Source organism: Chelatococcus sp. CO-6 (assembly GCF_001271345.1).
Lineage (GTDB): Bacteria > Pseudomonadota > Alphaproteobacteria > Rhizobiales > Beijerinckiaceae > Chelatococcus_A > Chelatococcus_A caeni.
This window is the reverse complement of record NZ_CP012398.1, coordinates 154476-172897: the sequence shown is the minus strand read 5'-3', so window position 1 is coordinate 172897 and position 18422 is coordinate 154476. Positions and strand designations below refer to the sequence as shown.

Annotated in this window: 20 protein-coding genes; 12 read left to right on the top strand and 8 right to left on the bottom strand. The window is 68.9% G+C overall.

Annotated features, from left to right (window positions below; all coding sequences use genetic code 11):
* The first annotated feature begins 7 nt into the window (after window positions 1-7).
* The 7 genes from AL346_RS00995 (at window position 8) to AL346_RS00965 (ending at window position 6850) form a co-directional block, all read left to right on the top strand.
* Complete coding sequence (locus AL346_RS00995; RefSeq protein ID WP_019400497.1) at window positions 8-1222, top strand: VWA domain-containing protein; 1215 nt, start codon at window positions 8-10, stop codon at window positions 1220-1222.
* 23 nt (window positions 1223-1245) lie between these two features.
* Window positions 1246-1569 carry an XdhC family protein gene (locus AL346_RS00990; protein WP_019400496.1) on the top strand — a complete coding sequence of 108 codons (324 nt, stop codon included), beginning with the start codon at window positions 1246-1248 and terminating at the stop codon, window positions 1567-1569.
* Between the two features lie 25 nt (window positions 1570-1594).
* Entirely contained in the window at window positions 1595-2224 is a 630-nt protein-coding gene (locus AL346_RS00985; RefSeq protein ID WP_019400495.1) for a LysE family translocator, read from the top strand.
* A 20-nt stretch (window positions 2225-2244) separates the two neighbouring features.
* On the top strand, window positions 2245-2931 hold the full coding sequence (locus tag AL346_RS00980; RefSeq protein ID WP_019400494.1) for an XdhC family protein: 687 nt from the start codon (window positions 2245-2247) through the stop codon (window positions 2929-2931).
* The gene (locus AL346_RS25505) at window positions 2928-3965 is read left to right on the top strand and encodes a molybdopterin-binding protein (protein WP_019400493.1); all 1038 of its coding nucleotides are present in this window, start codon (window positions 2928-2930) and stop codon (window positions 3963-3965) included. The genes AL346_RS00980 and AL346_RS25505 overlap by 4 nt, the downstream gene beginning before the upstream one ends.
* A complete protein-coding gene (locus AL346_RS25500; protein WP_019400492.1) occupies window positions 3962-4558 on the top strand; it encodes an NTP transferase domain-containing protein in 597 nt (198 codons plus the stop codon). Before AL346_RS25505 ends, AL346_RS25500 begins: the two co-directional genes overlap by 4 nt.
* Before the next feature lie 78 nt (window positions 4559-4636).
* Window positions 4637-6850 (top strand): esterase-like activity of phytase family protein, encoded by a 2214-nt coding sequence (locus tag AL346_RS00965; RefSeq protein WP_026014828.1) that lies wholly within the window; start codon window positions 4637-4639, stop codon window positions 6848-6850.
* Window positions 6851-6918: 68 nt separating this feature from the next.
* Here AL346_RS00965 and AL346_RS00960 read toward each other — a convergent pair whose 3' ends face one another.
* The 3 genes from AL346_RS00960 to groES all read right to left on the bottom strand — a co-directional run bounded on the left by AL346_RS00960 (window position 6919) and on the right by groES (window position 9689).
* Entirely contained in the window at window positions 6919-7302 is a 384-nt protein-coding gene (locus AL346_RS00960) for a DoxX family protein (protein WP_019400490.1), read from the bottom strand.
* 367 nt (window positions 7303-7669) lie between these two features.
* Window positions 7670-9310, bottom strand: a complete 1641-nt coding sequence (gene groL, locus AL346_RS00955; RefSeq protein ID WP_053193130.1) for a chaperonin GroEL — start codon at window positions 9308-9310, stop codon at window positions 7670-7672.
* 64 nt (window positions 9311-9374) lie between these two features.
* Window positions 9375-9689 carry a co-chaperone GroES gene (gene groES / locus AL346_RS00950; protein WP_019401251.1) on the bottom strand — a complete coding sequence of 105 codons (315 nt, stop codon included), beginning with the start codon at window positions 9687-9689 and terminating at the stop codon, window positions 9375-9377.
* 291 nt (window positions 9690-9980) lie between these two features.
* Between groES and AL346_RS00945 the strand changes: the two genes are divergently transcribed.
* Together AL346_RS00945 and AL346_RS00940 are read left to right on the top strand one after the other, a co-directional pair.
* A complete protein-coding gene (locus AL346_RS00945; protein ID WP_019401249.1) occupies window positions 9981-10250 on the top strand; it encodes an usg protein in 270 nt (89 codons plus the stop codon).
* A 121-nt stretch (window positions 10251-10371) separates the two neighbouring features.
* Window positions 10372-10977, top strand: a complete 606-nt coding sequence (locus AL346_RS00940; protein WP_019401248.1) for an exopolysaccharide biosynthesis protein — start codon at window positions 10372-10374, stop codon at window positions 10975-10977.
* A gap of 28 nt (window positions 10978-11005) precedes the next feature.
* Here AL346_RS00940 and AL346_RS00935 read toward each other — a convergent pair whose 3' ends face one another.
* The 3 genes from AL346_RS00935 to map all read right to left on the bottom strand — a co-directional run bounded on the left by AL346_RS00935 (window position 11006) and on the right by map (window position 14806).
* On the bottom strand, window positions 11006-13183 hold the full coding sequence (locus AL346_RS00935; protein ID WP_198301020.1) for a bifunctional diguanylate cyclase/phosphodiesterase: 2178 nt from the start codon (window positions 13181-13183) through the stop codon (window positions 11006-11008).
* 97 nt (window positions 13184-13280) lie between these two features.
* On the bottom strand, window positions 13281-13982 hold the full coding sequence (radC, locus tag AL346_RS00930; protein WP_019401246.1) for a DNA repair protein RadC: 702 nt from the start codon (window positions 13980-13982) through the stop codon (window positions 13281-13283).
* Window positions 13979-14806 (bottom strand): type I methionyl aminopeptidase, encoded by an 828-nt coding sequence (gene map, locus AL346_RS00925; protein ID WP_019401245.1) that lies wholly within the window; start codon window positions 14804-14806, stop codon window positions 13979-13981. Before map ends, radC begins: the two co-directional genes overlap by 4 nt.
* Window positions 14807-14992: 186 nt before the next feature.
* On the opposite strand from map, the gene AL346_RS00920 reads away from it, so the two are divergent.
* Window positions 14993-15832, top strand: a complete 840-nt coding sequence (locus AL346_RS00920) for an FkbM family methyltransferase (RefSeq protein WP_019401243.1) — start codon at window positions 14993-14995, stop codon at window positions 15830-15832.
* 4 nt (window positions 15833-15836) lie between these two features.
* On the opposite strand, the gene AL346_RS00915 is transcribed toward AL346_RS00920, so the two are convergent.
* Window positions 15837-16181 carry a hypothetical protein gene (locus tag AL346_RS00915; RefSeq protein WP_019401242.1) on the bottom strand — a complete coding sequence of 115 codons (345 nt, stop codon included), beginning with the start codon at window positions 16179-16181 and terminating at the stop codon, window positions 15837-15839.
* A 94-nt stretch (window positions 16182-16275) separates the two neighbouring features.
* Window positions 16276-16989 (bottom strand): DNA/RNA nuclease SfsA, encoded by a 714-nt coding sequence (sfsA, locus tag AL346_RS00910; RefSeq protein WP_019401241.1) that lies wholly within the window; start codon window positions 16987-16989, stop codon window positions 16276-16278.
* Window positions 16990-17143: 154 nt separating this feature from the next.
* On the opposite strand from sfsA, the gene AL346_RS00905 reads away from it, so the two are divergent.
* On the top strand, window positions 17144-17890 hold the full coding sequence (locus AL346_RS00905; RefSeq protein ID WP_019401240.1) for a competence/damage-inducible protein A: 747 nt from the start codon (window positions 17144-17146) through the stop codon (window positions 17888-17890).
* A 24-nt stretch (window positions 17891-17914) separates the two neighbouring features.
* On the top strand, window positions 17915-18421 hold the full coding sequence (gpt, locus tag AL346_RS00900; RefSeq protein ID WP_019401239.1) for a xanthine phosphoribosyltransferase: 507 nt from the start codon (window positions 17915-17917) through the stop codon (window positions 18419-18421).
* Window position 18422 lies beyond the last annotated feature (1 nt).

Sequence of the window (18422 nt, the reverse complement as noted above, 5' to 3'; positions counted from 1 at the left end):
TACCGGGATGCAGGGGATCGATGCCGCCATGGACGGCAAGCTCACCGAGAACATTGCCTATTTCGCCCGGGCACTGCGCGCCGCCGGTCTGCCGGTCGGGTCGGGCAGCGTCGTGGACGCCGTGCAGGCCGTCGCCGCCGCCGGCATCGGCGGGCGGGATGACTTCTACTGGATCCTGCATGCCGTCTTCGTGAAGAAGCACGAGCACAGCGCGCTCTTCGACCAGGCCTTCCGCCTGTTCTGGCGCCGGCGGGCCCTCGTCGAGAAGCTCATCGCCATGATGAGCCCCATCGCGCCGGGAAGCCCGGCCGAGGACAAGCCGCCGCCGGGCGCGGCGCGTATCGCCGATGCCATGGCCCCGCCGGTCCGCCCGCCCGAAGAGGTGCGCGAGGAGGTCGAGTTCTCCGCCCGTCTCACCGTCTCCGATCGCGAGGTGCTGCGGGCCAAGGACTTCGCCCAGATGAGCGCGGCCGAGATCGCCCGCGCCCGCCAACTCATCGCCAGGCTGCGCCTGCCGGCCGACCGGGTGAAGACGCGCCGCTATATCGCCGATCCGCATGGCAGCCGCATCGATGCGCGCCGGAGCCTGCGCCGCACCTTGCGGGCCGGCGGCGGCCTCATCGAGCTCGCCGTGCGCGAGCGGGCCGAGAAGCACCCGCCGGTGGTGGCGCTGGTCGACATCTCGGGCTCGATGGCCGAGTACAGCCGCATCTTCCTGCATTTCCTGCATGCGCTCACCGAGAGCCGCCGGCGGGTGACGAGCTTCGTCTTCGGCACGCGGCTCACCAACATCACGCGCGAGCTCAAGGCGCGCGACCCGGACGAGGCGCTGGCGCGGGCCGGCGCGCTGGTGCGCGACTGGGAGGGCGGCACGCGCATCGCCACCTCGCTCGCGGCCTTCAACCGGCACTGGTCGCGGCGCGTGCTGGGGCAGGGCGCGGTCGTTCTCCTGTTCACCGACGGGCTGGAACGTGACGTGGCCGACGATCTCCCCTTCGAGATGGACCGCCTGCACCGCTCCTGCCGCCGGCTGGTGTGGCTCAACCCGCTCCTGCGCTTCGACGGGTTCGAGGCGCGGGCGCGCGGCATCAGGGCCATGCTGCCGCATGTGGACGATTTCAGGACGCTGCATAATCTTGCCGCCATGGAAGAGCTGTGCGCGGCGCTCGCCGGGCCGGCGCGCCGGGCGGAGGATCCGCGGCGCTGGCTGGCGGCGGCCTGAGGCCGCCGGAAAGGGACGAACCGATGTTCGCGAACGAGGAAGACATCCTGAAACAGGCGGAGAAGTGGAAGCACGAGGGCCGCGAGGTCGCCATCGCCACGGTGGTCGAGACCTGGGGCTCGGCGCCGCGGCCGGTCGGCAGCCATCTCGTCATCGACGGGGAGGGCAATTTCCTCGGCTCCGTCTCCGGCGGCTGCGTCGAGGGCGCGGTGGTGACCGAGGCGCTCGAGGTCATCGACGAGGGCAGCCCGCGCATGCTGGAATTCGGCGTCGCCGACGAGACGGCCTGGAAGGTGGGCCTGTCCTGTGGCGGGCGCATCAGGGTGTATCTCGAACCGCTCGATTGACGGGCTGGCAGCAGGGGAAGGGAACATGCCGCCGATCGAAACACTCATCGCCTTTGCCGCAGCGACCGCGGTCTTCGCCTATATGCCGGGGCCGGCGATGCTCTATGCCGCGGCGCAGACCTTCGCGCGCGGCCGGCGCGCCGGCTTCATGGCGGCGCTCGGCATCCATCTCGGCTGCTATGCGCATGTGCTGGCGGCGGCCTTCGGCCTGTCGGCGCTGCTCGCGCTCGTGCCCGTCGCCTTCACGGTCATCAAGGTGCTCGGCGCCGCCTATCTCGTCTGGCTCGGCCTCAGGATGATCCTGCAGAAGGCAGACGCCGGGGCGTCGGAGGCGGCGGCACCGAAATCGGCCCGCCGGGCCTTTGCCGAAAGCGTCATGGTGGAGGTGCTCAACCCCAAGGCGGCGCTGTTCTTCCTCGCCTTCCTGCCGCAGTTCGTCGATGCCGGGGCGGGGCTGCCGGTCTGGCAGCAGCTGCTCATCCTCGGCACGATCGTCAATTTCGCCTTCTCCTCGGCGGATATCGCGGTCGTGCTGACGGCCTCGGCGGTGATGCGGCGCCTCGGGCGGGGCGGCTGGGGCGAAAGGCTGACGCGGATCGCGGGCGGTTCGCTGCTGGTCGGGCTCGGCGTCAAGCTGGCGACGGACAAGAGTTGAGGGGCTGAAGGGCGGACGGCATGAAGCTCGACATACTGGCGGCGATGAACGCGGAACGCGCCGCGCGGCGCGCCTGCGTGCTGGTGAGCGACCTCGACAGCGGCGAGCAGCGGCTGGTGGTCGAGGCGGCGCTCGGCGAGGATCCGCTGGCGCCGCTCCTCCTCGCGCAGCTGCGCTCGGGCAAGAGCGGCATGGTGGAGAGTGGAGGGCGCCGTCTGTTCCTGACGGTGCAGGCGCCGCCCATCCGCCTCGTCATCACCGGCGCCGTGCACATCAGCCAGGCGATGGTGCCGATGGCGCGCCAGCTCGGGCTCGATGCGGTGATCATCGATCCGCGCACCGCCTTCGCGACGCCGGAGCGCTTCCCCAATGTCCGTCTCGTGCCGGAATGGCCTGACGAAGCCCTGCTCCGGATCGGGCTCGACCGCTACACGGCCTTCGTCGCCCTGACGCATGATCCGAAGATCGACGACCCGGCGCTGTCGGCCGCGCTGCGCAGCGACTGCTTCTACATCGGCGCGCTCGGCTCGCGGAAGACGCATGCCCGGCGTGTCGAGCGGCTGACAGAGGCCGGGTTCACCCCCGCCGACATCGGGCGCATCCACGCCCCCATCGGCCTGTCCATCGGCGCTGTCAGCCCGGCGGAGATCGCGCTCGCCATCCTCGCCGAGGTGGTGGCGAGCCTCAGGCAGGGGGACGGGGCATGAGGTTCGGCCCGCTTCCCGTCGCCGAGGCGGTCGGTGCCGTCGCCGCCCACAGCGTGCGTGCCGGCGATGTCGTGATCCGCAAGGGGCATCGCCTGACGCGGGAGGACGCGCAGCGCCTCGCGGCCGCCGGCGTTTCGTCCCTGACGGTCGCGATGATGGAGCCCGGTGACGTCGGCGAGGACGAGGCGGCCCACAGGCTCGCCTGCGTGGTCGCCGGGGAGGGGGTGCGTGTCGAGCATCCCTTCACCGGCCGGTCCAACCTCTTCGCCGAATGGCCGGGCGTCTTCGTCGTCGAGGCCGAGGGGGTCGATGCCATCAATGCGGTCAGCGAGGAGGTGACGCTGGCGACGCTGCCCGCCTTCAAGCCCGTGGTGGCGGGCGAGATGCTGGCGACGGTCAAGATCATTCCCTATGCGATTTCCGGCAACCTCCTGGAGCGGGCCGAGGCCGCCGCGCGCCACATCGCGCCGATCCTCAAGGTGCTGCCCTATCGGCTGACCGCCGTCGGCGTCATCTCCACGCGCCTGCCGGGGCTCAAGGAGAGCGTCATCGACAAGACGCTGCGCGTCCTCGCCGCGCGGCTGGCGCCCACCGGGGCCGTCGTCGCATCGGACGAGCGCGTGGCGCATGACGAGGCGGCGCTGCGCGAGACAGTGGCCGCTGTCGCCGGGCGGCCGGACATCGACATGGTCATCGTCTTCGGCGCCTCGGCCGTCGCCGACCGGCGCGACGTGGTGCCGGCGGCGATCACCGGTGCCGGCGGGATGGTCGACCATCTCGGCATGCCGGTCGATCCCGGCAACCTGCTGCTCGTCGGCCGGCTCGCCGGCAAGCCCGTCCTCGGCGCACCGGGCTGCGCCCGCTCGCCGAAGGAGAACGGCTTCGACTGGGTGCTCCACCGCCTGCTCGCCGGCCTCTCCGTCACCTCCGCCGACATCATGCGGCTCGGCGTTGGCGGCCTCCTGATGGAGATCGTCTCGCGGCCGCAGCCGCGCGAGGGCGGCGAGCCGCAGCCCGAGGACAACGGCGCATGAGCCTTGTGGCGGCCATCGTGCTCGCGGCCGGCCGCTCCACCCGCATGGGCGCGGCGAACAAGCTGCTGTGCCCGGTCGATGGCGAGCCGATGGTGGCGCATGCCGTCGCCGCCGCGCTCTCCTCGCGCGCCCGCCCGGTCATCGTGGTGACGGGGCACGAGGCCGACGAAGTCGAAGCCGTGCTGCCGCAGGGCGTCACGGTCGTGCGCAACGCTGACCACGCGAGCGGCATCGCCTCTTCGCTGCGTCGTGGCCTTGCGGCGGTGCCGGATGGGGCGCAGGCGGCCGTCGTGCTGCTCGGCGACATGCCGCGCGTCGGCGCCGCCGCCATCGACAGGCTGATCGCCCTCTTCGCGGAGGCGCCGCAGGTCGCCGCCGTGGCACCTACCTGGCAGGGGCAGCCCGGCAATCCGGTGCTGCTCGCGCGGCGGCTCTTCGCCGACGTGATGCAGCTCAACGGCGATGAGGGCGCGCGCCGGCTGTTTGCGGGCCGCAGTGATGTCATGAGTGTGGCGATGGACGATCCCGCCGTCGCCATCGACATCGACACGCCCGAGGCGCTGGCCGGATTGGCGGCGACGGACGGCAGGTAGCCGGACCTGTCACGCGAGTGTCATCGAAAAGAAGTGCATTGCGGTGCCTTACACCCGAGCGCTTCAATCGAGGACAACATGCGCCGACAGATGTTTCTCACGGCTCTTGCCGCCGTCCTGATGGCCGGCACGAGCGCGGCTGCCCTGGCCGAGCAGAGCTTCAACCGCATCGCCACCTTCCCGGTCGTCGCCAACCTGCCGGCGGACCGCGATGCGCAGAAGGAGACGGTGGCCGAGATCATCGCCGCCTCCGAGGACGGCGACCTGCTCGTCTATACCGACTCGCCGCAGAACGCCGTCGGCTTCGTCGACATCACCGATCCGCGCCAGCCCAAGGCGGCCGGTTTCCTGCCCGTTGGCGGCGAGCCCACCTCGGTGACGGTGATCGGCGGCAAGGCCTTCGTCGCCGTCAACACGTCGAAGTCCTACAAGGAGCCGGACGGCGTCCTCGCCGTCGTCGACCTCGCTGCGAAAAGCATCGAGGCGACCTGCGCCCTTGGCGGCCAGCCGGATTCGATCGCGGCGAGCCCGGACAAGGCCTTCCTCGCCATCGCCATCGAGAACGAGCGCGACGAGGAGCTGAACAAGGGCAAGCTGCCCCAGCTGCCGGCCGGCAATCTCACCATCCTGCCGGTGAAGGGCGGGGCGGTCGACTGCGCGGGCAAGAAGACGGTTGACCTCACCGGCCTTGCCGCGGTGGCGCCGGAGGATCCGGAGCCCGAGTTCGTCGCCGTCAACGGCCGCAACGAGGTGGTCGTCACCCTGCAAGAGAACAACCACATCGCCGTTGTCGATCTCGCGACGGCGAAGGTCGTCGGGCACTTCCCGGCCGGCGCCGTGACGCTCGAGGCGATCGACACCAAGCGCGACAAGATCATCGCCGCCACCGGCCGGCTTGAGAACGCGAAGCGCGAGCCCGACGCGGTGAAGTGGATCGACGACGAGCGCTTCGTCACCGCCAACGAGGGTGACTACGAAGGCGGCTCGCGCGGCTTCACCATCTTCCGCAAGGACGGCACGGTGGAATACGACAGCGGCAATGCGCTCGAGCATCTCGCCATGCGCATCGGCCACTTCCCCGAGAAGCGCGCCGACAAGAAGGGCGTCGAGCCCGAGGGCATCGAGGTCGCGCGCTACGGCGACGAGACGCTGATCTTCGTCGGCACCGAGCGGTCGTCCTTCGTCGCGGTCTATCGCGACGCCGGGCCGGGGCAGGCGCCGCAGTTCCTGCAGGTGCTGCCGTCGGGCATCGGCCCCGAGGGGCTGCTCGCCATCCCGCAGCGCAACCTCTTCGTCACGGCGAACGAGACCGACCTCGTCGAGGACGGCGGTCCGCGGGCGACGGTCATGATCTACGAACGCGGCGAGGGGGCGCCGGTCTATCCGATGATCGCCTCTGCCGACGACACGAAGGGCCTGCCGATCGCCTGGGGCGCGCTGTCGGGCCTCGCGGCGGACGGCGCGCAGCCGGGCAAGCTCTTTGCCGTGACGGACAGCGCCTATGCCGAGGCGCGCATCCTCGAGATCGACGCTGCGAAGAAGCCGGCGGTGATCACGCGCGCCATCACGGTGACGCGCGACGGGGCGCCGGCCAAGGGGCTCGACCTCGAGGGCATCGCCTGGCGTGCCGCCGGCGGGTTCTGGCTCGCGTCCGAGGGCAACCCCGAGAAGAAGGACGCTCCCACGCACAGCAGCCTCGTGCGCGTCGATGCCGAGGGCGCGGTCGTCGAGGAGGTGGCGCTGCCGGAGACGCTCGCCGCGGCCGCCACGCGGTTCGGCTTCGAGGGTGTCGCGGTCGTCGGCGAAGGCGCCGAGGAGACGGTCTATGTCGCCGTGCAGCGCGAGTGGAAGGACGATCCCAAGGGCTTCGTGAAGATCCTCACCTACAAGCCGGCGACGAAGGCGTGGGGTGTCCTGCGCTACCCGCTCGATGCCGCGCCGAAGGGCTGGATGGGCCTGTCGGAACTCACCTATGTCGGCAACGACACCTTCGTCGTCATCGAGCGCGACAACCAGTTCGGCGACAAGGCCGCCAAGGCGCTGCAGGCCTTCTCCGTCAAGGGGCTGACGCCGGCGGCGGTCGGCGAGAAGGATGCGCCCGTGGTCGAGAAGCGCAAGCTGCGCGATCTCGTGCCGGATCTCGCGTCGGCCAGGGGTTATGTGCTCGACAAGATCGAGAGCTTCGCGGTCGATGCGGCGGGCGACGCCTTCATCATCACCGACAACGACGGCGTGGACGGCGCCTCGGGCGAGACGGTGTTCCTCAACCTCGGCCGCTTCACGGTCAACTGACCAGACTTTCTCGAAACGGAAAAGGCGCGGGACAGGTCCCGCGCCTTTTTGCATTCACGTATTTGCGGTCAGGCGGCGCGGCCGTCGACCGAGATGCGGCCGGCGCCGGCCGAGGCGATGGCAAGCAGGCCGCCGGTGATCGCGACGTTCTTCCAGAAATTGATCATCTGGGCGGGATCGACCCAGAACTGGTGGAAGAGGAGGGCGGACAAAGCCGTGAAGCCGGCCAGCGCGAGCGCGACGAGACGCGTCTGCCAGCCGATGAGCAGCAGAAGGCCGCCGCCGAGTTCGATGAGGATGACGAGCGGGAGAAGAATGCCCGGCACGCCGGCCGATTCCATGTATCCCGCGGTGCCGGCGTAACCGGTGATCTTGTTGAACCCCGCCGGAATGTAGAGGACTGCCAGCAGCACGCGTGCCAAAAGCAGCCCGAGCGCGTTCAACGATCCCATGTGTGGTTCCTTTCTGTTCGTCCGATTCTGTCGGAAAACGCGACGCCGACGGGTGCGACAATAGCTCACCTTGCGGGCGCTGAGCAGATGGACGCTGCAAGCCCTGCCTTGCGGCAATGCAAAAGTGAACGGAGGCGCGCGGGCAAAGAAAAGGCGCGGGAGCCGAAGTCCCGCGCCTTCCCGAAGCACCATTCGCAACTTGGGCGGATGGACGTCCTTGGAAGTCCATGCCGCCACTTCGGCCGACCAGGTCGGCCGAAGCACTTTTTGCAACGTGGGCGGATGGACCTCCTCAGAAGTCCATGCCGCCACTTCGGCCGACCAAGTCGGCCGAAGCACTTTTTGCAACGTGGGCGGATGGACTTCCTCAGAAGTCCATGCCGCCCATGCCGCCGCCGCCCGGCATGGCGGGCGCGGCCGCTTCCTTCTTCGGCTTCTCGGCGACCATGGCCTCGGTCGTGATCAGCAGGGCGGCGACGGAGGCCGCGTCCTGCAGGGCCGTGCGCACCACCTTGGCGGGGTCGATGATTCCCTTCTTGAACATGTCGCCGTATTCGCCGCCCTGGGCATCGAAGCCGAAGGCGTAGTCGTCCTTCTCCAGCACCTTGCCGACGATGAGCGAGCCGTCCTCGCCGGCGTTGACGGCGATCTGGCGGGCAGGGGCCTGGATCGCCCGGCGGACGATCTCGATGCCGGTGCGCTGGTCGTCATTGGCCGGCGTCAGACCGTCGAGCGCCTTGACCGAGCGCAGCAGTGCCACGCCGCCGCCGGGCAGGACGCCTTCCTCGACCGCGGCCTTGGTGGCGTGCATGGCGTCGTCGACGCGGTCCTTCTTCTCCTTGACCTCGACCTCGGTGGCGCCGCCGACGCGGATGACGGCCACGCCGCCCGCCAGCTTGGCGAGACGCTCCTGCAGCTTCTCACGGTCGTAGTCCGAGGTGGTCTCCTCGATCTGCGCCTTGATCTGCTGCACGCGGGCCTCGATGTCGGCCCTCGAGCCGGCACCGTCGACGATGGTGGTGTTCTCCTTCTCGATCACCACCTTCTTGGCCCGGCCGAGCATGTTGAGGGTGACGTTCTCGAGCTTGATGCCGAGATCCTCGGAGATGGCCGTGCCGCCCGTCAGGATGGCGATATCCTGCAGCATGGCCTTGCGGCGGTCGCCGAAGCCCGGCGCCTTGACGGCCGCGACCTTGAGGCCGCCGCGCAGCTTGTTGACGACGAGCGTGGCGAGCGCCTCGCCCTCGACGTCCTCGGCCACGATCAAGAGCGGCTTGGTGGACTGGACGACGGCTTCGAGGACCGGGAGCAGCTCGTTGAGCGAGGAGAGCTTCTTCTCGTGGATGAGGATGTAGGGATCCTCCAGCTCCGCGCGCATCTTCTCGGCGTTGGTGACGAAATAGGGCGAGAGATAGCCGCGGTCGAACTGCATGCCCTCGACGACGTCGAGTTCGGTGGCGAGGCTCTTGGCCTCCTCGACCGTGATGACGCCCTCATTGCCGACCTTCTGCATCGCCTCGGCAAGGAAGCGGCCGATCTCCGTGTCGCCGTTGGCCGAGATGGTGCCGACCTGGGCGATCTCGTCGTTGCTCGAGATCTTGCGGGCGTTCTTCCTGAGGTCGGCGACGATGGCCTCCACCGCCATGTCGATGCCGCGCTTGAGGTCCATCGGGTTCATGCCGGCGGCGACCGACTTGGCGCCTTCCTTCACGATCGCCTGGGCGAGGACGGTGGCCGTCGTGGTGCCGTCGCCGGCGATGTCGCTCGTCTTCGAGGCGACCTCGCGCACCATCTGCGCGCCCATGTTCTCGAACTTGTCCTCAAGCTCGATTTCCTTGGCGACCGTCACGCCGTCCTTGGTGATGCGCGGAGCGCCGAACGACTTCTCGATGACCACGTTGCGGCCCTTCGGGCCCAGCGTCACCTTCACCGCATTGGCGAGAATGTCCACGCCGCGCAGCATCTTCTCGCGCGCGTCAGCCGAAAATTTTACGTCCTTGGCAGCCATAATCGTCACTCCCTGATAGACATGACTTCAGGCATCAGATGGGTTCTTGCCGGAAGGGCCCCGTTCAGGCGGCCTTCCTGCTCTGCGCGGTGCTCTCGATCACGCCCATGATGTCGCTCTCCTTCATGATGAGGAGATCCTGGCCGTCGATCTTCACCTCGGTGCCCGACCATTTGCCGAACAGCACGCGATCGCCGACCTTAACATCCGGGGCGACGATCTTGCCGTTGTCGTCGCGCGCGCCGGGACCGACGGCGACGACCTCCCCCTCCTGCGGCTTTTCCTTGGCCGTGTCGGGAATGATGATGCCGCCCTTGGTTTTCTCCTCGCTGTCGAGGCGACGAACGACCACGCGGTCGTGCAGCGGACGGAACTTCATCGCGAACCTCCTGAAATGGCTGATTCATTTATCGATGTCGCCCGACGGCCCCGGATGGCAGCCGCCCGGCGCATGGGCGAGATAGGTGCGCAGACGCAGGCCCGCAAGGGCCATAATGCAAAATTTTGGCAGTCTCGTCATGAGAGTGCCAACGCACTGGCGCCCGGCTGTCAGCAGTCCGTCATGACTGCTGCTAACGCATTGGAACTAAACGTATAATTCACGAATTATGCTTGAAAGTGGATGCTGCCATCGTCCACCATTCAGGTCCTTTGCGACGAAGGAGGAGCCATGGTTTCGAGCGACTTCGTGAAGCAGGTGGCCGGTTATGGCCTGACCACCGCGACCATCCTTTACCGCATGCCCGATCACCCGCGCCTGCTGCAGACCTACATCTGGCAGGAATACGACATGGCGCCGCGCTTTCCGGAGCTGCACCGGTTCCTGGAGTTCTGGCAGAAGAAGCTGGAGGGGCCGCTCCATTCGGTGACCGTCGCCCACAGCCGGCTCATCAAGCCGGCCGAGCTCAAGCTCGTGGACGGCATGGTGAGCCTGCACTGAGGAGGAGGGCGGCTGCGCGGACCGCATGCCTGCGGGCCGCGCCCCCTTCTCGGGCCCCCTTGGCCGGGGGCGGCAGTGAGATAGGAATGCGGCCTCACAAACTGAGGCCCGGTCCTACCTCGTGTCGACGCTGCCCCGTACCTCCGCCGTCCTCAATGCACTCACGGTCGGCGAGGGCGAATACCTGACTGTCGACGAGATCCTGCAGACATTGCGCCAGCAGGCCTTCGCGCTGCTCGTCGTGGTGCTCGGCCTGCCGAACTGCCTGCCGATGCCGCCGCCGATCCCGCTCATCTGCGGCTTCGTGCTCGCCTTCGTGGCGCTGCAGATGGCGCTCGGCCGGCAGGCGCCGTGGCTGCCGCGCCGGCTGCTGCGCAAGTCCGTCGCGCGGGCCGATGTTTCTCGAGCGGTCGAACGGGCCATGCCCGTCCTGCGCCGGCTGGAGCGCATGTCGCGGCCGCGCCTGCAGTTCTTCGCCACGCAGCCCGGCATGCGGGCGATGGGGCTCATCCTGCTCGTCGTGGCGCTCGGGCTGCTCGTCTCGGCCCCGTTCATCGGCCAGATACCGCTCGGCCTCGCGGCCTGCCTCATCGGGCTCGGTCTCGTCGAGCGTGACGGTCTCGTCATCATTCTCGGCATGACCGCAGGCGTCTTCGGCATCGGCCTCAGCCTCGGCTTCATCGTCGCGATCGTCAGCGGCATCGCCGCGCTCGTCGGCTACGCCTGACGTCCGGCAGGCGAGGGCCGCCGCGCCCTCAGGCGACGGCGCCGGTGCGGCCCTTGTCGGGCTCGATGCCGAGCAGCCGGTCGATCGCATCGGCCGGGACGGGCCTCGAGAACAGGTAGCCCTGCAGTTCGTGGCAGCCGAGCGCCTGCAGGAAGCGGTGCTGCTCGCTCGTCTCCACCCCTTCCGCCGTCACGGTGAGGCCGAGCGCGCGGCCGAGATGGACGACGGAGTGCACGAGGATGGCCGATTCCCCCGTCGTCTCCATGCTCTCGAGGAAGGAGCGGTCGATCTTGATCTTGTCGAAGGCGAAGCGGCGCAGATAGATCAAGCTCGAATAGCCGGTGCCGAAATCGTCGAGGGCGAGGCGTACGCCGCGCGCCCTCAGCTCCATCATCGCGTCCTCGGCAGCGTCCGCATCGTCCATGACGACGCCTTCGGTGACCTCCAGCTCGACGCGCGTCGGGTCGATGTCCGCCGTCTCGATGATGTTCATGACGCTGGAGACGAAGTCGCGCTGACGGAACTGGATGGGCGAGACGTTGACGGCGATGCGCAGGCCCGGCCAGCGCTTGGCGTCCTCGCAGGCCTTGCGCAACACCCATTCGCCGAGCGGGATGATGAGGCCGCGCTCCTCCGCGATGGCGATGAACTGCTGCGGCGGGATCATGCCGTGCTGGGGATGCGGCCAGCGCACCAGGGCCTCGACGCCGACGATCTCCTCGCCGTTCGCCTTGTACTGGGGCTGGTAGTGCAGCTCGAGCTCGTCGGCGAGGATGGCCGCGCGCAGGTCGTCCTCCACCACCTTGCGCAGGCGCAGCGCCTCGTCCATCTGGCGCTCGAAGAAACTGTAGCGGTTGCGGCCGCCGTTCTTGGCCTGGTAGAGCGCCGTGTCGGCGAGCCGCATCAGCGTCTCGCGCTCGGTCCCGTTGCGGGGGCTCAGGGCCACGCCGATCGACACGCCGATGGTGACGGAGCCGCCGGGCACCTCGCAGGGCATGGTCAGGGCGTCGAGAATGCGCCGCGCCAGCGCTTCCGCATCGCGCGGGTCCTTGACGTCCGTCTGGATGATGGCGAATTCGTCGCCGCCGAAGCGGGCGAGCGTGTCGGCGCCGCGCAGGAGGTTGGACAGGCGCCGCGCCACGATGCGGATGAGCATGTCCCCCGCCTCGTGGCCGTAGGCGTCGTTGACGTCCTTGAACCGGTCGAGGTCGAGGAACATCACGGCGAGGCCCTCGTCGGAGCGCTTGATGCGTGCGAGCTCCTGGTCGAGCCGCATGCCGAAGAGCAGGCGGTTGGGCAGGCCGGAGAGGGAATCGTGGCCGGCGAGCCGCTGCACCTGCTCCTGGCGCCGGCTGAGCTCGATCAGCTGGCCGCGGACGTGCAGCAGGATGCCGGCGGCAAAGGCCAGCGTCAGCAGCGCGATGGCGCCGATCGCCGTCAGCGCCTGGCTGTTGATGAGGGCGCTCGGCAGGGACGATTGCCAGACGAGGAAGGCGGGACCTCGGTCCGTGGCGTCGTCGACGGCGATGGCGCCGTCGTGGTGCTGCCCGTCGTTCGCCGCCAGGCGCAGCTCCTGAAGGCCGAGCGGGCCGGCGATCTCCGACAGGGCGCGCGCGTCGAGCTCGCTGGCGCCGACGACGATGTGCGGACTTTCGTTGCTGATCGTCGTCGCGGCCACCACATAGGCGCCCCAACCGTCGTGGACGATGCGGGTCGCGCCGCTCGTCACGGCCGTGCCGGCGTGGAGCGGCAGCTCGCTGATCTCCTTCTGGCGCACGTCACGGGCGACGGCGTCGAAGATCACGCGCCGCGCATCGAACTCCTGCTGGCCGGCCACTCGCCCGCCGACGCTGCCGAAGAGCACGGAATTATCCGTGTCGAGCAGGAAGATGGCCCATTGCCGGGTGAGGCCCTTGCTCTCGGAGGTGAGAATGGCCGCCGTGCCGACCGGGTCGACCGGGCGATGGCTCACCTTGTCCTCGCCCACCGTCGTCGCGAAGGTGCGCACATGTTCGAGGGTGTGCTGGCGCAGATCGTTCAGCGCGAGGGTCACGCGGGCGCGCTCGTCCTGCATGGCCGCCTGGTCGAGCGTGCGGCTCATCCACCAGAACACGCTGCCCGAGAGCAGCAGGATCAAGAGGATCAGCGCTGCCATCGGCCACACGAGGCGCGTGGCGACGGTCGTGGGGGAGGGGAAGCCTTTCACGGGCAAGCGTGCAGATCCTCGCGCTCGAAGCGGGTGCCCCACCCTGCCGCACGTTCCTTTAAATGAAGTTTCCTTTTCTGTCGCCCGCGCGGCTTTCTCACTCCATCAGCCCCAGCCCGCGAAAGCTCGCGTGGCCGTCGCGGCCGACGATGATGTGGTCGTGCACCAGGACGCCGAGCGGCTCGGCGATCTCGCCGATGGTCCGCGTCATCTTGATGTCGGCGGAGGAGGGCGTCGGATCGCCGGACGGATGGTTGTGGACGAGGATGATGGCGGTCGCCGAGAGTTCGAGCGCCCGCTTGACGACCTCGCGCGGGTAGACGGGCGTGTGGTCGACGGTGCCGGTCTGCTGCAATTCGTCGGCGATCAGCCCGTTGCGCTTGTCGAGGAAGAGGACGCGGAAATGCTCCTTGTCCGCGAAGGCCATGGCGGTGCGGCAATAGTCGATGACGGCGTTCCAGGACGAGAGCACGGGGCGCTTGGCGACGGCGCCGCGCGTGATGCGCCGGGCGGCCGCCTCGACGATCTTGAGATCGGTGACGACGCTGTCGCCGATGCCTTCGACCTCGGCAAGGCGCGAGGGCGGCGCCGCGAGCACCTCGGCGAAGGACCCGAAGCGCCGGATCAGCTCCTTCGCCAGTGCCTTCACATCCCGCCGCGGGATCGAGCGGAACAGCACGAGCTCGAGCAGTTCGTAGTCGGCGAGCGCGGCCTCGCCGGCCTCCCGGAAGCGGCTGCGCAGCCGCTCGCGGTGGCCATGGTAGTGGGGCGTGTCCTCGGCGTCGCCGACGTTGGTCATGCAGGCGTCTTGTAGGGAGGCTGATGATAGCCCTTGGGGGAGAGCGTGAAGATCTCGACGCCGGTTTCGGTGACGCCGACGGTATGTTCGAACTGCGCCGAGAGCGAACGGTCGCGCGTGACCGCGGTCCACCCGTCGGACAGGACCTTCACGTGCGGACGGCCGAGATTGATCATCGGCTCGATGGTGAAGATCATGCCCGGCTTCAGCGGCACGCCTTCGCCGCGCCGGCCGAAGTGCAGGATGCTCGGCTGCTCGTGGAAGGAGCGGCCGACGCCATGGCCGCAGAAGTCGCGCACCACGGAGCAGCGCTCGCCCTCGGCATATTCCTGGATGACCGCGCCGATGTCGCCCGTCGTCGCCCCGGGGCGCACGACGGCGATGCCGCGCATCATGGCCTCGTAGGTCACCTCCATAAGGCGCTGGGCCCGGCGCGGCACCTCGCCGACCGGGTACATGCGGCTCGAATCGCCGTACCAGCCGTCGACGATGAAGGTCACGTCGATGTTGACGATGTCGCCTTCGCGCAGCGGCTTCTCGTCGGGCTGGCCGTGGCATACGACGTGGTTGATCGAGGTGCAGCACGAATAGCGGTAGCCGCGATACATCAGCGTCGCCGACAGGGCGCCGTGGTCCATGGCGAACTGGAAGACCATGCGGTCGATCTCGGCGGTCGTGACGCCGGGGGCCACGTGGTCGGCCAGCATGTCGAGGCACTCGGCGACGAGGCGGCCGGCCTTGCGCATGCCCTCGAAACCCTCGGGGCCGTAGTAGACGATGTTGTTGGCGCGGCGCGGCGCAAGTTCGCTGTCGAGATCTATCATGTCGCTTGTCCGGGGCGCCCCCGCGCCCGATCACTGCCCCAATCTATTGATCAAAGCCGCCGACGCAAGGGATGGCGCGAAAGGCGCGGGTGATCTCGGCGCTGGCGCCGGCGGGCGGTGACGTGTATGGCAAGAGCAAGACGAAACGGGCGGCGCCCTTCGCGGATGCGTCGTGACCCTAGGACGATGACGATCAGCTCCTTCAACGATACTGAACCCTTCGGCCGCTTCGCGCCCAGGTCGCTGGCCCGGACGGTGATCGAGATGACGCGCAGCCTGCCGGACAGCTGGCTCGGCAAGCGCACCGCCTATGGCCTCAGGCGGCTCGTGATCAACCATCTCGACGGCGCGCCGGTCGATGTCGAGACGCTCGGGGCGCGCATGCGCCTCTATCCCTACGACAACGTCTGCGAAAAGAAGATCCTGTTCACGCCGCAGTTCTTCGACCGGCAGGAGCGCGCGCTGCTCGCCGAGCGCATCGGTGACGGCTTCGTCTTCATGGACGTGGGGGCGAATGTCGGCGCCTATTCGCTCTTCGTGGCGGCGCTCGCGGGGCCGCGCGCGCGCATCCTCGCCGTCGAGCCACAGCCCGACGTCTTCGAGCGTCTCGTCTTCAACATCAGCCTCAATCCCTTCGGCACCATCAAGGCGGTGGCCTGCGCCGTCGCCGACCGGGCGGGGGAACTGACCCTCTTCCTCGACCACGAGAACCGCGGCGAGTCGAGCGTCAAGATCGTCGGCTCCGGCACCGCCAAGTCGGTGCGCGTGCCGGCGACGACGCTGGCCGACCTCGCGCGCGAGGAGGGCTTCGAGCGCATCGATGCCATCAAGCTCGACGTCGAGGGAGCGGAGGATCTGATCCTCGAGCCGTTCCTGCAGCATGCGCCGCCGTCGCTCTTCCCGCGCCTCGTCATCCTGGAGGACGGCAGCGGGCGCTGGCAGATCGACCTGCCGGCGCTCCTGCGCGAGAAGGGCTACAAGCTGCTCGCCAAGACAAGGATGAATTTCGTCTTCGAGCGGGCGTGAGCCCTCACTTCTTCCCGCGCGTCTCCTGGTCGAGCTGCAGGCATTCGTAGAGCTCGACATAGCTCGGCAGGCCGGCGCCGCGCGTCTCGGAGAGGCACTCGTCGCGCTGGGCCGCGGGGAAGCCCGCCCATTCCTTCTCCAGGGTGGCGCGGGTGCCGTTCTCCTGCGCCATGCAGCCGTCGAAGGCGGCCTTGTCGAACTGCCGGCTCTGGCCGAGCGCGTCGGTGGTGGCGGCGTCGCGGCAGCTGCGCTCGACGTCGAGTGCCGGTGGCCCGTCCGCCGCGAGGCTCTGCTGCAGGCCGGCGACGAGGAGTGGAACAGCAAGGATTGCGAGACGGGCGAGCGGCATCGTTGACCCCCAGCAAGACGGCCGTCGGCGCAAGCGCGACGACCCGGACGCCGCAGCATAGCGCAACAGGGGGGACGGCCGTTAGTCCGGCTGATCAGACGAGGACGGGCAGCGGCGTCTCGGCGGCGATGCCGGCCGGCGTCACGCGGCAGGCGAAGGCATAAGCCTCGACGCCGCGTGCGCGGGCCCGCTCGAAGGCGCGGGCATAGGCGGGGTCGAGATCGGCGGCGAGCGTGAAGGCCTCCGCCTCCATCTGCACGATGAACAGCATCGCGGCGCGCGCGCCGGCTTCCACCATGTCGCCGAGCTCCTCGAGATGCTTGGCGCCGCGGGCGGTGACGCAATCCGGGAATTCGGCGAGGCCGGGCCGGCGCATCAGATGGACGTTCTTGACCTCGACGTAGCAGGGCGGGCGCCCGTCCGCCTCGAGCAGGATGTCGACGCGGCTCGCCCGGCCGTACTTCACCTCGCGCCGCAGGCGCTCGTAGCCGGCGAGCTGCGGAATGAGCCCGGCCGTGATCGCCTCGGCGGCGATGAGGTTGGGATGGCCCGTGTTGATGCCGACGAGCTGCGGCCCGCGCCAGCCGAAATCGACCTCGACCAGCTCCCAGGACAGCGGCAGCTTGCGCGCCGGATTGGCCGAGCGCGAGAGGAAGACGCGGCTCGCCGGCGCGACGAGGCCGAGCATGGCGCCGGGATTGGCGCAATGGACGGTGACGACGTCCCCCTCCGCGGTCACGATATCGGCGAGAAAGCGCTTGTAGCGGCGCAGGAGGCGCCCTTCGGCGAGGGGGCTGGGAAACTGCATCGGCTCCTCCGGCTGGACGGCCGGCAGGTAGCAGTGCCATGCCGCGGCGGCAAGCCGGGGCGGCAGCTTTGCTCTTGATCTTGCCCGGCCATGCCGCGAAAACCCCTTCCCACGGCGGCGGGTGATGCCATAAAGCCGGGCGAGGGAGAGGTGCATGACAGCAGCAGCGCAGGGCCCGGTGACCGCGGCGGTCCTCGTCATCGGTGACGAGATCCTGTCCGGGCGGACCAAGGACAAGAACATCGGCTATATCGCCGACTATCTCACCGCCATCGGCATCGACCTGCGCGAGGTGCGCGTCGTGCCCGACGTGGAGGAGGAGATCGTCGCCGCGGTCAACGCGCTCAGGGCCCGCTACGACTATCTCTTCACCACCGGCGGCATCGGTCCGACGCATGACGACATCACGGCGGACAGCGTCGCCAAGGCCTTCGGCGTCGGCATCGGCGAGGACCCGCGGGCCATAAGCATGCTGCTCGAGCGCATCAGGCCGGAGGACCTCAACGAGGCGCGCCGGCGCATGGCGCGCATCCCGCACGGGGCCGAGCTCATCGCCAATCCCGTCTCCAAGGCGCCGGGCTTCCGCATCGGCAACGTCATCGTCATGGCGGGCGTGCCCGCCATCATGCAGGCGATGCTCGACGAGGTGGCGCCGACGCTGAGCACCGGGCGGCGCATGCTCTCGGCCACCATCCGTGCCGACGCGAAGGAGGGCGACATCGCCGCGCCGCTGAAGGCGATCGCCGACGCGCATCCCGACGTCTCCATCGGCAGCTATCCCTTCTCCGAGGATGGCCGCTTCAACACCAACATCGTCGTGCGCAGCCGCGATGCGGAGCGCCTCGAGGCCGTCCGCACCGCCGTGGCCGAGATGGTCGCGCGGCTCCACGCGGCGTCCTGACGTTCGACACCAGAGGCAAGACCCATGTCGCCCACCTCCGAAAAAGCCTTCCCGGTCTCCTGGGACCAGTTCCACCGCGATGCGCGCGCGCTCGCCTGGCGCCTGCACGGCGCGGGGCCCTTCGAGGCCATCGTCTGCATCACGCGCGGCGGCCTCGTGCCTGCAGCGGTCGTGGCGCGCGAGCTCGAGATCCGCCTCATCGAGACGGTCTGCATCGCGAGCTACCACGACTATCAGAACCAGGGCGAGTTGATGGTCCTCAAGGAGATCGACCCGAAGATCCGCGCGCTCGGCGACGGCAGCGGCGCGGGCGTGCTCGTGGTGGACGACCTCGTCGACACGGGCAAGACGGCGCGCATGGTGCGGCAGATGCTGCCGAAGGCGCATTTCGCCACCGTCTATGCCAAGCCGCAGGGCCGGCCGGTGGTCGATACCTTCGTCACCGAGGTGTCGCAGGACACCTGGATCTACTTCCCCTGGGACATGGGCCTCACCTTCCAGCCGCCGATCCGCAACGGCGCGTCCGGCTGAG